This window comes from Edaphocola aurantiacus (genome assembly GCF_019797745.1).
GTDB classification, from domain to species: Bacteria; Bacteroidota; Bacteroidia; order Chitinophagales; family Chitinophagaceae; genus Edaphocola; species Edaphocola aurantiacus.
Window position 1 is genome coordinate 149,458 of the sequence record NZ_VOSI01000003.1, and the last position, 15,324, is coordinate 164,781.

The 15,324-nt window shown below is 46.3% G+C and carries 11 protein-coding genes; 4 read left to right on the forward strand and 7 right to left on the reverse strand.

Features of this window, described 5'->3' with window-relative positions; genetic code table 11:
* Positions 1 to 14 precede the first annotated feature (14 nt).
* Genes fbp through FTD44_RS09310 form a run of 4 tightly spaced genes read right to left on the reverse strand, consistent with a single transcriptional unit; the run spans position 15 to position 4,538 of the window.
* On the reverse strand, positions 15 to 1,025 hold the full coding sequence (gene fbp, locus FTD44_RS09295; RefSeq protein WP_222166195.1) for a class 1 fructose-bisphosphatase: 1,011 nt from the start codon (positions 1,023 to 1,025) through the stop codon (positions 15 to 17).
* 28 nt (positions 1,026 to 1,053) lie between these two features.
* On the reverse strand, positions 1,054 to 2,073 hold the full coding sequence (locus FTD44_RS09300; protein ID WP_129021708.1) for a quinone-dependent dihydroorotate dehydrogenase: 1,020 nt from the start codon (positions 2,071 to 2,073) through the stop codon (positions 1,054 to 1,056).
* A 35-nt stretch (positions 2,074 to 2,108) separates the two neighbouring features.
* Complete coding sequence (locus FTD44_RS09305) at positions 2,109 to 3,089, reverse strand: hypothetical protein (RefSeq protein ID WP_222166196.1); 981 nt, start codon at positions 3,087 to 3,089, stop codon at positions 2,109 to 2,111.
* A 3-nt stretch (positions 3,090 to 3,092) separates the two neighbouring features.
* Positions 3,093 to 4,538, reverse strand: a complete 1,446-nt coding sequence (locus tag FTD44_RS09310; protein ID WP_222166197.1) for an MBOAT family O-acyltransferase — start codon at positions 4,536 to 4,538, stop codon at positions 3,093 to 3,095.
* A 123-nt stretch (positions 4,539 to 4,661) separates the two neighbouring features.
* Here FTD44_RS09310 and FTD44_RS09315 point away from each other — a divergent pair, with 123 nt between their 5' ends.
* Positions 4,662 to 5,831: an AIR synthase-related protein gene (locus FTD44_RS09315; RefSeq protein WP_222166198.1), complete on the forward strand. Its 1,170-nt coding sequence runs from the start codon at positions 4,662 to 4,664 to the stop codon at positions 5,829 to 5,831.
* 59 nt (positions 5,832 to 5,890) lie between these two features.
* On the forward strand, positions 5,891 to 6,025 hold the full coding sequence (locus FTD44_RS16145; protein WP_262901669.1) for a hypothetical protein: 135 nt from the start codon (positions 5,891 to 5,893) through the stop codon (positions 6,023 to 6,025).
* Between the two features lie 17 nt (positions 6,026 to 6,042).
* On the opposite strand, the gene FTD44_RS09320 is transcribed toward FTD44_RS16145, so the two are convergent.
* From FTD44_RS09320 to FTD44_RS09330, 3 genes are read right to left on the reverse strand one after another with little or no spacing between them, the layout of a single operon-like run.
* Complete coding sequence (locus FTD44_RS09320; protein WP_222166199.1) at positions 6,043 to 6,828, reverse strand: polysaccharide deacetylase family protein; 786 nt, start codon at positions 6,826 to 6,828, stop codon at positions 6,043 to 6,045.
* A 6-nt stretch (positions 6,829 to 6,834) separates the two neighbouring features.
* Positions 6,835 to 9,261 carry a hypothetical protein gene (locus FTD44_RS09325; protein WP_222166200.1) on the reverse strand — a complete coding sequence of 809 codons (2,427 nt, stop codon included), beginning with the start codon at positions 9,259 to 9,261 and terminating at the stop codon, positions 6,835 to 6,837.
* The gene (locus tag FTD44_RS09330) at positions 9,230 to 10,276 is read right to left on the reverse strand and encodes a hypothetical protein (protein ID WP_222166201.1); all 1,047 of its coding nucleotides are present in this window, start codon (positions 10,274 to 10,276) and stop codon (positions 9,230 to 9,232) included. The genes FTD44_RS09325 and FTD44_RS09330 overlap by 32 nt, the downstream gene beginning before the upstream one ends.
* 57 nt (positions 10,277 to 10,333) lie before the next feature.
* Between FTD44_RS09330 and FTD44_RS09335 the strand changes: the two genes are divergently transcribed.
* A complete protein-coding gene (locus tag FTD44_RS09335; RefSeq protein WP_222166202.1) occupies positions 10,334 to 12,859 on the forward strand; it encodes a M1 family metallopeptidase in 2,526 nt (841 codons plus the stop codon).
* A gap of 21 nt (positions 12,860 to 12,880) precedes the next feature.
* The gene (locus FTD44_RS09340; RefSeq protein ID WP_222166203.1) at positions 12,881 to 15,322 is read left to right on the forward strand and encodes a PIG-L family deacetylase; all 2,442 of its coding nucleotides are present in this window, start codon (positions 12,881 to 12,883) and stop codon (positions 15,320 to 15,322) included.
* The last annotated feature ends 2 nt before the right edge of the window (positions 15,323 to 15,324 follow it).

The following is a 15,324-nucleotide window of genomic DNA, read 5'->3' on the forward strand; positions in this document are numbered from 1 at the left end:
TGATACTTTATGACTTAAGCCTGCTCTTCGATAAAAGAGATTGCTTTTTTAACCATGTTTTTAGAACCGATATAGATCGGCACACGCTGATGCAGTTCTATAGGTTGTACTTCCAGTACACGTTGCGTACCGGTAGAAGACATACCACCTGCAGCTTCCACGATGAAGGACATCGGGTTACATTCGTACTGCAGTCTCAGTTTACCGCTTTTGTTCTTCTTATCCGCAGGGTAAAGGAAGATACCACCTTTGATCAGTGTACGGTGCAGATCTGCTACCATAGAACCGATATAACGGTGAGAGTAAGGACGTTTTTCTTCTTTATGCTCCTCCATACAATACTGCAGGAATTGACAGGTAGCTTCTTCGAATTTGATGGTATTGCCCTGGTTCAGGGAATAAATATTACCATCTTCTTTCATCTGCATATCCGGATGAGATAAACAGAACTCACCGATAGAAGGCTCCAGGGTGAATCCGTTAACTCCCAGACGGGTAGCATATACCAGCATCGTGCTGCTTCCGTAGATCACATAACCGGCAGCCATAAGCTTAGTGCCATCCTGTAAGAAATCGTCAGCAGTAACCGGCTGGCCTAATTCACTTACTCTTTTATAGATAGAAAAGATAGTACCAATTGGAGCGTTTACATCAATATTGGAAGAACCATCCAGCGGATCAAATAATACTACATATTTTGAATTAACAGAGAACTCATCTTCAAAAGCAACGAAATCGTCATTCTCTTCAGAAGCGATACCGGCACAGTGTTCACTGCGTTTTAATACATTGATCAGGGCTTCGTCGGCATATACATCCAGCTTCATTTGCTCTTCACCCTGTATATTGGTAGCACCGAACTGACCGATAATATCTACCAGGCCAGCCTTGTTTACTTGTTTATTAATGATTTTACAAGCCAGGGAGATGTCTCTTAAGATAGAAGAGAGCTGTCCGGTAGCTTTAGGGAACTGACGCGTCTGATTAATAGTAAAATCATCCAGCGTAACGAGTTTATTAGTCATATGGGTAATGATTGAAAAGATAATAGTATTAGTTGAGTCCGGCGCAGATTTTTTTAACGATCAGCGGACCTTCATAGATAAATCCGGTATAGACCTGTACCAGGCTGGCGCCGGCATCCAGTTTCTCCTGGGCATCGGCAGCAGTAGCAATACCACCTACCGCCATGATAGGAATAGTGCCTTTGCTCTTCTGGTGAATGTAACGAATCACATCGGTCGATTTATCTTTAACCGGTTTGCCGCTCAGGCCTCCGGCGCCGATCGCCTCAATTTCCTCTTTGGAAGAAATCAGGCCGCTGCGTTCAATCGTAGTATTGGTCGCCACGATACCATGAATTTTAGTGGTTTCGACGATGTCTACGATATCATCTAATTGCTCTAAAGTCAGGTCCGGTGCTATTTTTAATAAGATTGGCTTCTCTTTGCCCAGCTGAGAATTAATGATCTGCAGGCGGGTCAGCAATTTCTGCAGCGGTTCCTTTTCCTGCAATTCGCGCAGGTTAGGCGTGTTAGGACTGCTCACATTTACGGTGAAATAGTCAACCACATCGTACAGGGCACGGAAACATTTCTCATAGTCATCATCGGCCTGCTCGTTAGGGGTCACCTTATTTTTACCGATATTACCACCGATAACGATATCCGATTTGCGCTTGCGCAGACGCTCTGCAGCAGCTACGACACCGTCATTGTTGAAACCCATGCGGTTAATCAGGGCCTCATCAGCCGGCAGGCGAAACAGTCTTGGCTTATCATTACCCGGTTGTGGTAATGGCGTTACTGTACCTACTTCAATAAAGCCGAAGCCCAGGATAGACAGGTCGTCGATGAATTTGGCATCTTTGTCAAAACCTGCGGCAAGACCTACAGGGTTTTTAAACTTAATACCCCACAACTCCCTTTCCAGGCGCGGATCAGTAGTGCATTCTTTCTTAAAGAAACCGCGTACAAAAGGCATATTGGATGCCCTGTGCAGCATGCGCATGGCCCAATAGTGAATGTATTCAGGATCTTTCTTGAATAAAAAATATTTGAGTAAACCGTACATAATTGGCTGCAAAGATACAGCGCAAACGGGATAACTTAAGGTGTAGCGGCCATATTTTTAGGCATAAAACCATTCGTTTTCAGATAATGGCCCAGTTTTTGTGAAAAGAGGCGTGATCCTCTTGCATTTAAGTGAGACGCATTATAGAAATTACTTCGGTCATAGCAGAGTGGATCGTCAGAATAGTCCAGGAATAATAGGCTATGCTTTTGCGCAATATGACGAAACAGGTCAACCAATTGCTGCTTATTACGGAGGAAGTCACGGATCGCAATATTTTCGGGGCTGTAGACCATAACTACCTGAATGTTTTCACGGGCACAATCAGTAAGAAAACGATCCATCAGCTGCACAACAGGACTATCTATAACAATGCTGTATTTTTCCATCAGTTTCGCCGCGTTCTTAAAATCTTCATTCCATTCACTGGCATGGGCATGATAACCTTTATGCCGCATAGGTAAGGATTGTTTTCCCTGCATGGCATCGCTGATCAGGCTTATACATTCTGATTTGCGGCCATAATAACGCAATAAAGGCACGTAGTAATCGAAGCGGGTAAACCCTTGCAGCGGCCGCATATAAGACCGCATGTTTTCGCTGTGGCTCATATATGGGATAAACTGTGTGGCATTATATAATCCTTTGGGCATTTCAAAAGTAAAAAGATCCAGATTCAGGATTATATATTTCGGATGCTTATTGTATCTGAAGTATTCCAGATGACGCATATGCTGCATATAGAAGCCATAACCATCCATCCCCAAATTATAGGTCTCTGCCTTCAGGCTGTCTTTCAGTATTTCCGGATCATAATGACACCAGGCGCGGGAAGAGCCGTATACCGCCACTTCATTCTGCATTTTGGCAGAATAGATATCCTCCCATACTGAGAACTCTCCCTGTGCCATCTCCAGGGAGTGCTTCAGCCGGCTACTCAGCCAGCGGTCTGCAGGCCAGGCTAGCAGGGCCAGCGGAAGGAGTAACCATAATATGTTCCGGAGAAACTTCTTCATGTCTTAGAATTGAAAATAGATAAACTGTTGAGGAGTGCCGGCCCAGAGGAATATCGCCAGGATGAAAAGGATATATACAGCATATTGGAATGCATAAGACCGCTGTCTGATATTACGGAGCGGGAAGGGATCTCTGCGGCCCTGCCATTCAATCAGGAGCATAATCGCAATCAGTCCCAGAGCGATACAGGCCCTGCCCATACCATCAATGTCCGGTTTCTGAAATACCGATGAGGAGAACATACCTTTCAGGTACTTAAATGCGCTGCCGATGCTTTCGGCCCGGAAGAAAACCCAGGCAATCATGGTAAGGATAAAGGTAATACCTATAGACCATAGTTCTCTCAGGCTGGGCAGCGCCTTGTCTGCCGCTACAATATCTATATTACTGCGATTACGTTTCGTCAGCAGCAAAGGGAGAAAATAGATAGCGTTTATGGCTCCCCAGGCAATAAAGGTCCATTGGGCACCATGCCAGAAACCACTGAGCAGGAAAATGATGAATGTATTGCGGATACGTTTCCATGCCGGTACCTTGCTGCCCCCCAGAGGGATGTACACATAGTCGCGGAACCAGGAGGAAAGAGAAATATGCCATCTGCGCCAGAATTCTGCTATATCGCGAGAGAAATACGGATAGGCAAAATTACGCAGCAGGTCTATACCAAACAGCTTGGCCGTACCTAAAGCAATGTCCGAATAGCCGGAAAAGTCACCGTAGATCTGGAAGGTGAAAAACAAAGCACCCAACCACAAGGCCGAGCCATTATGTGCTCCCGGGTAGTTGAACATTTCATTGGCCAGTTCGGCACAGTTATCGGCAATCACTACTTTTTTGAACAAACCCCATAAAATCTGACGGCAACCGTCCACCGCAGTAGCGTAATCAAAGCTGCGCTTACGTTTGATCTGGGGTAGCAGGTGCGTGGCACGCTCAATCGGGCCCGCTACTAGCAAGGGGAAAAAGCTTACAAAAACACTGTAGTCTACAAAACTTTTTTCTGCATCAATGCGGCGCTGGTATATATCAATGATGTATGACAGGCCATGGAAGGTGTAAAATGAGATACCAACCGGGAGAATTACCTGTATCAGTGCCGGATGGCTGTTCAACCCGAACTGGCTCAAAAGGGCTGACATGTTCTCCGCAAAGAAATTGTAGTATTTAAAAATACCCAGGAAGCCCAGGTTAATGCCGATGCTCAGCCATAACCAGAATTTTCGGGTAGCTGGTCTTGCGGCCTTTTCGATCTTCAGGCCGGAAAAATAATCCAGCGCGGTAGAGAACAGGAGCAAGAAAAGGAAGCGCCAGTCCCAGCAGGCATAGAAAAAATAACTGGCAACCAACAACAGGATATTCTGCGTCCTTAGTTTCTTATTGAACACAAACCAGTATAGTATAAAGACTATAGGCAGGAAGATAGCAAAGGCAAAGGAGTTAAACAGCATTAATAAGAGACTATTAATTTTTGACGGGCAAATATAGGAATATTTAAAATGAGTTACAAGCCTTTAGGCAGTAGTAACATTGCGAGAAATCAATTACCTTTGCACATTATTCGATAGTCAAATATGAATCCACAAGATCGTTATGCCCTGCGCGGCGTTTCTGCCCAGAAAGAAGAGGTGCACAAAGCCGTAGCTGACCTGGACAAAGGTTTATTCCCGAAAGCATTCTGTAAAATTTACCCTGATTTCTGGGGTAATGATCCTGATTTTTGCAATATCATGCATGCAGATGGAGCCGGTACCAAATCTATCCTGGCTTATATGTACTGGAAAGAAACCGGAGACCTGAGTGTATGGAAGGGAATCGCGATCGATTCTATCGTGATGAATACGGATGATATGCTGTGTGTAGGTGCTGTAGGTCCTTATACTTACTCTTCTACGATTGGCAGAAATAAGCACCTGGTACCGGGTGAGGTAATCGCTGAAGTAATTAACGGAAGCCAGTCTTTCTTTAATACCCTGGGTGAATACGGTATCGACGTACACTTTATGGGTGGTGAAACCGCTGATGTGGGAGATGTAGTGCGTACAATCATCGTAGATGGTACTATGGCTTGCCGTATGCCTCGCCGTAAAATCATTACTACCGATAACATCGTACCGGGTAATGTGATCGTATCTTTTGCATCTTTCGGACAGGCGATCTATGAAACAGAATATAACAGTGGTATCGGTTCTAACGGACTGACCAGTGCCCGTCATGAATTATTACACCATGACTATGCAACCAAATACCCGGAAAGTGTAGACCCTAACCTGCCTAAAGAGGTGGTGTATAACGGGATCTACCACCTGACCGATAAAACAGAAACGCCTCTGGATGCGGGTAAGATGATCTTATCTCCAACCAGGACATATGCTCCTTTACTGCTGAAGATACTGGATAAACACTTTGATAAAATCAATGGTATCATCCACTGCAGTGGTGGCGGACAAACTAAATGTATGCACTACATGCCACAGGGCCTGCGCGTAGTGAAGAACAACCTGATCTCCGCACCGCCGATCTTCCGTATGATTCAGAAAGCAGCCGGTACAGACTGGAGAGAGATGTACCAGGTATTCAATATGGGTCAGCGCCTGGAGATCTTTACAGATGAGGCTACTGCCAACGAACTGATCCAGATTGCACAGGATTTTAAAATTGATGCACAGATCAGCGGTAGAGTAGAAGCCGCTCCTAAAAATGAACTGATCATCGAAGGAGAATTCGGTACTTATACTTACTAAGTAAACCTTACAATATAATACATAAAGGGCCTGGTCTATGACCAGGCCCTTTATGTATTATGAAGCTTGATGAATATGGTTTTGATTACAGCGATCGTATCATTTTCGTCATTTCGGGTACAAACAAATGGCAAGGTACACTTGTGATGAAGTTTGCGGGCGAAGCGCTGAACTGTAACCGGGAAATCTCATAATGCTACACCTGAATGACCTAAATTGTTGAAGCAGGCTCCATACGCACCGGAAAGGTAAAGGTATAACCCCGTTCCTTCAGGCTGCGGATCAGTTCCGGCAATATCTGTACAGTAATCGGACAACGATCATGCAATAATACAGTACTGTTGCTCTTGACCTGTTTCAGTATTTTTTGCAATAGTACATCAGCATCTTTCGCTACAGTATCCATGCTGCGTACATTCCAGCCCACACTCACCAGGTTCAGGTCCTGTATAGCACGTGCCAGATTAGGGTTGGTTACACCATATGGCGGACGGAAAATAGCAGGTGCTGTTCCCGTTACAGCGGTTATAGCATCGCTACACTGCTGTATATCGGCCTTCATCTGCCGGGCAGATTGCCAGTCAAAATGCACACTATGGCTGAAGGAATGGTTACCCAACAGGTGGCCTTCCGCAGCAATACGCTGCAATAGGGCTTCTTTGCCTGCAATATTTTTCCCGATCACGAAGAAGGTAGCCGGTACCTGCTCCTGCTTCAGGATATCCAGTATTGCTTCGGTACACTCATGCGGACCATCATCAAAAGTGAGGGCTACAGGTTTGATACCCGAGCTGAACTGCTGTATGGTCAGGGGCACACGGTTTACAGAAGTGATGAAAAAGTTCCACTGTATTTTAATACAGGCCAGTACCGTAATACCCAGGAATACCAATAGTGCCAGTGCAATCCACCAGGCAGAGTAATGATTGAAATAAATACCGGCAACCAGGTGCCCGATCACTACAATCGTAAAGACAATAAAATATTTAAAGCGCATGTCTGTTTATCTGTTTCTGCGGATGTATGATCCGTAATAATCACAGGTATTATATACGGTTTGCATGTATTTGGTTTGGTTATAGCCGCTTTGCAGTTTCTGGAAATGCGGATTCTTCAGTGCATTCTGGAAGTAACCATTGTCCTCGCCATAGCGGTTCTCTGGCACTACCGGGCATCTTTTCTGCCAGCATTTAGCCGCACCCCAAATCGCTTTGGCCTTTACTTCAGGATCGGTAGCCACGGCTGCAGCTTTATTGAAATACTGCTCTGCGGTATAGACCCCGTAATACTCCTGGAATGGCCGGCTGAGCTTTTTCCAGTCGTCCGTGATGTAATAAGCCATTTCATTGGTATAGTCGCGGGTATAATCCACCATATTAGAGGCCTTACCGTAATAAGAAATATTATACAAGGCTACTGCATAACCATATAGAGCACCTGCATCATTCGGATTTTTGGCAATAATCTCCTGCAGTTCGGCCATACGCTTGCTAAAGCTCAGCTTATTATATCCCTTATTGATCTCCGTTTCATCTGCCTCGACAATATCATTGATCTGCGGCATGAACGGACTCGGGAATTTTTTACTCGGGTTGATCTGCGCAAATATTGTAGCCGCCTCTTTGAATTTATATTCGCGGATGTACTTGGTGCCCTCCAGTTCTTTAAGGTTTTCCGGAGTGTAATAAGTCCCTTTGACCAGCCACTGATCAAAGGCCGATTTTTGTGTATTGGCCGCGAAAGCCTGTACATTGTTCAGCTGCGGTATAGACATTGCATCCAGCACGCTGCCCTGTATATCCTTAAAGCTCTCATCGGTATAGAAGGTATTGCGTGCACTGTCATAACTGCTGGCATGTGCCATTGCATACACTGCTTTGATCGTGTCTTTTTGTTGCAGGTACTGACCTGCAACCAGGTGCTGCATCATATTGCGGAATGTTTTATCCGCATCATGATCTTTGATCGCCAGCGTATTCAGTGCCTGCAGCTTGGGCAATAATTGCGCTTCAACGGTAGGTGTCAGGCTCTGTGCATTTTTGAGCACAGCCAGGATCTCAATCACATTATATAATCCTTGCTCGCGGGGCTGCATACCAGAGGCTTTAGCCGCCGCCAGGGCTGCATTCATCTTCACTTTATCCTGCATCATATAAGAGATATAGGCCGATGATAGTTGCCAGAATGCCGGCGTGCCATTCTTTCTGTCAGCCACCATCTTTTCCGCAAAGCGGTTCAGGGAAGACAGGTAGCTGGTATAGGTACGGGTAACCGAGTCTTTTTGTGCCTGGCTTTGCTCTCCGTAATTGTAATCATAATTGCGGATATCGTAATACCAGTAAGAAGTATTCGGCAGTTTGTTCTGACTATATACAATAGAAGAGAAGTAGTTTTCTTCCACTTTATTGATCTCGCGGTTCAGCAACACATCCAGTCCTGCCACTGTAGGGTCAAGCTGGTAGGCCTTTTCGATGTCCGGCAGTGCATCACCCACATTGCGCAGGGCATTCATAACCGTAACAACAGCCCGCTCTTTATCATTCTGGCATAACTTGTATATCGCATCGGTGAAGTCTTCGGTTCTTTCCCCTTTGTCCGGATCATAAGTACTGCGGCTCCACTCATAAGAGACCATAGCTTCGCTCTTATAAGCGTCACTGCTGGCAAACATTTTACTGTAATAATATCCGGCTTTGGCTTTTTCCTTTTTCTTATAGTAAGCACCGGCTTTAAAACCAATACAACGCGCATAGGCTACACTTTGGTCAGCACTGCTGCCCAGGAGCTCTTCGTATAAAGACAATACTTTATCATATTGCTGATCATAAAAAGCCATGCGCAGGATCTGGAAGTTGTATTTCATCTTCAGGAAGTCGTCTTTCGTCTTTTTCCTCAGACCGATTCCTTCTTCCATCAGCATTATATTACTGGCCACAGGCTTCGCTCTTGTAGTATCCCAGTCCGAGATGATCGCCGTTGCATTTATCTCGCAGGTTTTGGCATAATTCAGGTATTGCAGTGCCGGTTTGTTCTTCGCCTTGCTGAGCCATTGAGCAAAAGTATTGGCCGCAAGCGAATCGGGAACTTTGCGGTCCAGTGCCTGTATCGCATCAATACTGGTATTGTACAGGATGGTTTCAATATCCTTTACAGAGCTTTCTTTTCGGGTATACTCCTGCCATTCCTGCAACATCAGCATCTTGTTGACCTGCTCCGGGCCGGCATCATTTTCATCATTATAATCGCTGTAGTACAAATCATCAGAGACATAAAAGAAAGGCGTGTACGCCGGTGTCTGTGTTCCCTTATTTCCAAAAAAGGAAGGGTAGGTATCATAACTGTCGAAGTCTGCACAGGCATGAATGATCTGCTCTGAAGCCACCAGTACGGCAATGCTGCTAAAAGCGAGTAAATATTTTTTCCAGTTCATCAGGAGTATAATTTTTGAGGTTTTGCTGATCAAGGTGGTATAGTAATACCTTTAAAGAATCATTAGGTATATGCTCGGCTACAAAAGTAGCAAGTTTTTGCACGTCTTCTGCCGGACTGTTTTCATATCTGATCCATTGTCCTTTTTTTAGTTCAAACCCGTTCCAGAAAGTATCTTTCACCACAGTAAAGGTATGAGCTGTCTGTGGCTGAAACAGGCTCTTGTCCTGCAGGCGGTCAATGTCAATGTCCCGGAGTATGCCTTTGTACTGTTCCTTTTCAAATAATACACTCCAGTGAAAAACAGGCAGGGCCACATCAAGCGGCAGCGGGTAGTGCTCCAGGTTATCGAGGTATTGTTGCGCCGCTGCAACATTCAGGATCGAGTTTTCTTCTTTTATATTCCGGAGTCTGCCCATGTTATAGCACATCAGCAAGCCCTTGTCAGCCGGTGGTATGCCGCTTTTGACAATATACTTGACCTGGTGCAGTCTGATGGTTACACTTAATTTCTTTCCTGTAAAAAAGGCCTCCTGTTTCAGGTGATGCAGTAAATTGAAGTATGTCTCTCTGGTGGTAACCGTCCAGTCACAGTCGATCTGTATCTCTTTGGGAACGATACCTGCTTCTGTACATTTTCGTTGCAGTAAACCGGTAATGTTTTGTGCCAGTACCGCAATATCCTTTGGGTCCAGCTGCGCAATGGCCGAAGGGGTAATAAAAACAACCGGTACAATGTTCAGTGCAGTGTCTGTAATGTCGATCCGGGCAGGGGCAACCGGTACAATACGCCCGGTATTCGGGTCCAGATCGACATCAAAAAAACGCACATACAATTCCTGGCAATGGTATTGCTTCAGGAAAGCTTGCTCCTCCCGAGATAAGGTCACATTGGTCTTCCAGTAATACATTCCCCGGCGCACCTGCCGCTCGTGTCGGGTACAGGCTAGGGCAAATAAGCCGTAGAGCAGCAGTAATAAACAAGTCTGAAAAAGGGCTTTATGCCGGAGCAACATTTTGTATTGGTTTTAGCATACAAAAGTATATTTTTGTTTGTTTCTAAAATGTTTTCATTGGCAAATTATACATTATTAAAGCCCTTTATTTGTCTATCGGGTATCCTTATATGTTCCGCTTCCTGCGCGGTATCTAAAAACAAAACCGCGACAGCCGCAGAACCGCAGAAAACGACTAAAGCGGCGACACCGCCGCCGTATCAGCCCAGCCGTACCAAAGAATGGGAGCTGAAGCATACCAAACTGGACCTGACCTTTGACTTTGCCCAACGTACGGCCAGCGGACATGCACTATTGCAGATGCATCCTTATTTCTATAATTCCGACTCTATTGTCCTGGATGCAGTAGGTATGCAGATCGATGCGGTAGAAACCATGCCGGTTTCCTTACTCGATTCCTATCATTACGATAATGAACGCCTGCATATTAAGCTGAAGCAAGCGGTAAAAAAAGAAGACTTACTGAATATTCATATTAAATATACGGCCCGTCCTTATAGTGTAAAAGAGGGTGGTACCGATGCGATCCGCAGCGATAAAGGACTATTCTTCATCAATACCCGACTGGAAGAACCGCAAAAACCAATGCAGATCTGGACCCAGGGCGAGACCCAGGCCAACAGCAAATGGTTCCCGACCTTCGATAGTCCGAACTTTAAAACCACTTTGGACCTGACCATGCATGTGCCCGATACACTGGTCACCTTGAGTAATGGTCTGTTGAAAACATCCATCAAAGAGGCTAATGGCATGCGTGCCGATCGCTGGGTGCAGGATATACCTTTTGCGCCATACCTGGCTATGATGGCGGTAGGCGATTTTGCGGTACAGAAAGATACCTGGAAAGGTAAAGAGGTGGCCTATTATGTGCCTAAGGCCTATGGCCCTTATGCCCGCAATATATTTAACCATACCCCGGAAATGATGCAATTCTTTTCGGACAGGCTGGGTGTACCTTATCCCTGGGATAAGTACAGCCAGGTGGTGGGATACAACTATGTATCCGGTGCGATGGAGAATGTAACCGCCAGTTTATTCGGTTCCTTTAACCTGAAGAATGACAGTGAGCTGGCCGATGCACCAAACGATTTCATCGTAGCGCATGAGCTGTTTCACCAATGGTTTGGAGATTATGTGACCTGCGAGTCCTGGGGACAGCTGACCGTAAATGAATCTTTTGCCGACTACAGTGAATACCTGTGGACGGAATATAAATACGGACCTAACCGTGCCGAAGAAATATGGCAGAACGCCATGAATCGCTATCTGTCACAGGCTGCCAAAAATGATCCTTCCCTGGTGCGGTATCATTACCAGTCTGCCGGAGAAATGTTTGATCGCGTATCGTACAACAAAGGCGGCCGTACCCTGCATTACCTGCGCAACCTGCTGGGCGATGAGGCTTTCTTTGCCGGGCTGAAAGAGTACCTGACACAACATAAATTAAGTACTGCTGAGGCTACCGATCTGCGACTGGCTTTTGAAAAAGTAAGCGGTAAGGACTGGAAGTGGTTTTTTGATGAATGGTATTTCCGTGCAGGGCATCCTAAACTGGAGCTCCAGTACCAGTATGATAATGCGGCACAGCAGATGACGGTTGTGGTAAAACAGCAACAGAACGATAGCATAGGACTGTACCATATGCCTTTGAAGGCACAGCTGATCAGCGACAAGGGCACCGAAACCATCGACTGGACGGTAAATCAAAAAGAACAGGTATTTACCTATCCGTATGTAAATGGTAAAGCACCGGTATTTGTGCCGGATGCTATGCACTGGTTACCGGGCGAGATCAAAGTCATCAAACCAGCAGCTCCTGATGTGCGGGCAATCCTGCAAAAATCATCCAGCTATATCAGCAAACGCAATGCCCTGGCCGATTTTTTGAACAATAATCCGGATGCAACCCAAAGAAATACGATCTTAAAAGATGCTTTAGCAGATACCATATCCCAGGTGCGTTTATATGCATTACAGGGCATAGACCTCAGTACTAAAGCAGATGCTGCTGCTTTTACCGCAATGGTAGCCGCACTTGCAGAGAATGATCCTTCTAATAAAGTAAGGGCAGCGGCTTTTTATCTGCTGACCAAGGTATATGATACAAAGTATACAGCTATGTACGAACAGGCCATCAGTAGTCCTTCTTACATTGTTGCAGGCAGCGCCCTGATGGCACTCTATGCCCAGAATCATAAGCTGGCCTATGATCATGCGGTAAGCCTGAAAGCAAGTGATCCGAGAGATCAGTTACTCTATGTTTCCTATATGGTGCTGGCGAAAGAAGGTAGATCGGAAGATTATCCTTACCTGCAGGAACAGATCGTACACAATTATGACGGGGTGCGCAGTACGCTCATCACCCATTTTGGTACCTATCTGTTACAGAGCAGAGATCTGGAGACCTATACCCGCGGACTGGCATTTCTCCGTAAGATTCAAAACCTGAACGAAGGTGCGAATAAAGAGGGCATCAATCAATTATTAAAAGACCTGGACAAAAACCTGGATAATTATATAAAACTGAATACAAGCAGTGATGGTACTGAGCTGGCCCGTAAGAAAAAGGCTTTGCTGAAATAGCATCTGCATTGTTTACTAGACATGAAACGTTTATTTCTACTACTTTCGATATTATGCAGCCGGTATGCTACCGCGCAGCAGTTTCGCCCGCAGCCCTCATCGGCTATCTTCCAGGAGCTGCAACAGTTACAGCGACTGGGTACCGTAATGTACATCGCTGCACATCCTGACGATGAGAATACCCGGCTGATCACCTACCTGGTACACCACGATCATATCAATACCATTTATCTGTCACTTACCCGTGGAGACGGGGGGCAGAATATACTGGGCAATGAACAGGGCGCTGCACTGGGACTGATCCGTACCAATGAAATGATGCGGGCCCGCCAACTGGACGGAGCCGGCCAGCTCTTTACCCAGTTTGTCGACTTCGGTTTCAGCAAGTCGCCGGATGAGACCTTCTCTTTCTGGAACAGGGAAGAAGTGGTGAATTCTGTGAAACAAGCAATACAACAGTATCGTCCCGATGTGCTGATCTGTCGCTTTCCTACAACAGGCGAGGGCGGGCACGGACAACATACTGCTTCTGCAATAGCGGCTAAACTGGCTTTTGAAGAACTGCAGGCCAGCACTGATCCCAATATCTGGAAGCCCAAACGATTATTGTTTAATGCATTCAAGTTCGGGACCAGCAATACCATTCGCGAAGGACAGTTCCTGCTGCCGATCAACCAGTATGATCCTTTACTGGGTGAGAGTTACGGAGAACTGGCCGGGCGCAGCCGCTCAGAGCATAAGAGCCAGGGAGCGGGTACTCCGCAGACCTATGGCATTGCCAATGAAAATTTTGAATTGCTGGGTGGTGCACCCATGAGCAAATCGCTTTACGATGGGGTAGACACTTCCTGGAACAGGGTAGGTGCTCCGCAAATCGGGAAGCAGATTGCTGCGGTTATCAATCGTTTTGATTTTACCCATCCCGAAAAAAGTGTGGAGGCCTTGGTGAAGATCCGCAAGCAGATTGCCGCTTTGAATATTAAAAACGCCTTCTGGAGCAAAACTAAACTGGAAGAACTGGACCAAATTATCCTGCACTGTGCGGGTATACAAGCCGAGGCCCTGGCCGCCAAACAAGTTGTAAGCAGCGGGGATAGCCTGCCGGTTACGGTGAACATTACTTCCCGTATGAATGGTGTACAACTTGCTGCTGTATACTACAGAGATCGGAACAATTGCATACCGGCTGCTACAGCTATCGGTAATGACAGTGTACGTACCTTATTATTTGCCTTCCCGGTTACCGCACAGGTGCCGCTTACAGAGCCTTTCTGGATGCAGCAGGAACCGAAAGAACATAAATACATCTACCCGGCGCCGTATAAAAATGAGGCCTTGAATATACCGGACTTTGTATTGTCCTTACAGATCAATATAGGTACAGAGGCATTTACGCTTCCGGTGCCGATTTCATACAAACAGCTGAACCCGACCCGTGGCGATGTAATAGAGCCGGTACGGGTAATGCCTGTGGCGGACATTGAACCGCTGCAACCTATGCTGGTGGCCGAGCCGCAAAAAGATCTGCAGACCTCGGTACGCATTACCCTGCGTCAGTCAATAGATCAGGCCACATTACTGGTGTACCAGGGGCAAGAGATTGTGGCACGCAAAGCATTGTCTGCTTTGGCTAAAGACAGCCGCTCTGTAATCGATATTACCATTCCGGCAGCAGCACTGAAGCAAGGCCCCGTGCTGAGATATGTACTGGAGACCGGTAATCAGCAATATGACAAAACGCTGCACCTGATACAGTATGAACACATTCCTGCGTTACAGTATTTTGAACCGGCACAATCGGTGCTGGTGCAGAAAAACTGGGCTTCTCCGAAAGTGCAGAAGATCGGTTATATAGCCGGTGCCGGAGATAAGGTTGCTGAAGCCCTCTCCCTGAGCGGGTTTGAAGTGAGTATGCTGAGCGATGCCGATCTGAGTCATCCTGCCGGTCTGGCTAAGTATGATGTGATCGTTTGTGGGGTAAGGGTCGCGAATGTGCGTAAAGACCTGGCGCGCTACATGCCTGGTCTCTGGCAGTATGTAGCCCAGGGCGGTAGGGTAGTAATGCAGTACAATACCAGTATGGGACTGGAATTGCCCGAATTCAGTCCGTTGCCGCTGAGCCTGTCCCGTGACCGTATTACGGATGAGCAAGCGACGGTTACCTTTATTAACCCGGCCGATCCGCTACTGCAATATCCCAATGTAATCACCAGCAAAGATTTCGATAACTGGGTGCAGGAGCGCGGTATCTATTATCCATCTAAATGGGATAAGGCTTATGTGCCTGTATTGTCTATGCAAGACCCTGGCGAGCAGCCGCTGAACAGTGCGATCCTGTATGCACCCTATGGCAAAGGATGGTTCGTATATACCGGTCTGGCCTTTTTTCGCCAATTACCAGCGGGAAATGTTGGCGCAATGAGATTATTTGTTAACTTGCTGCACGTAGGTATGAAGCCCTAAAG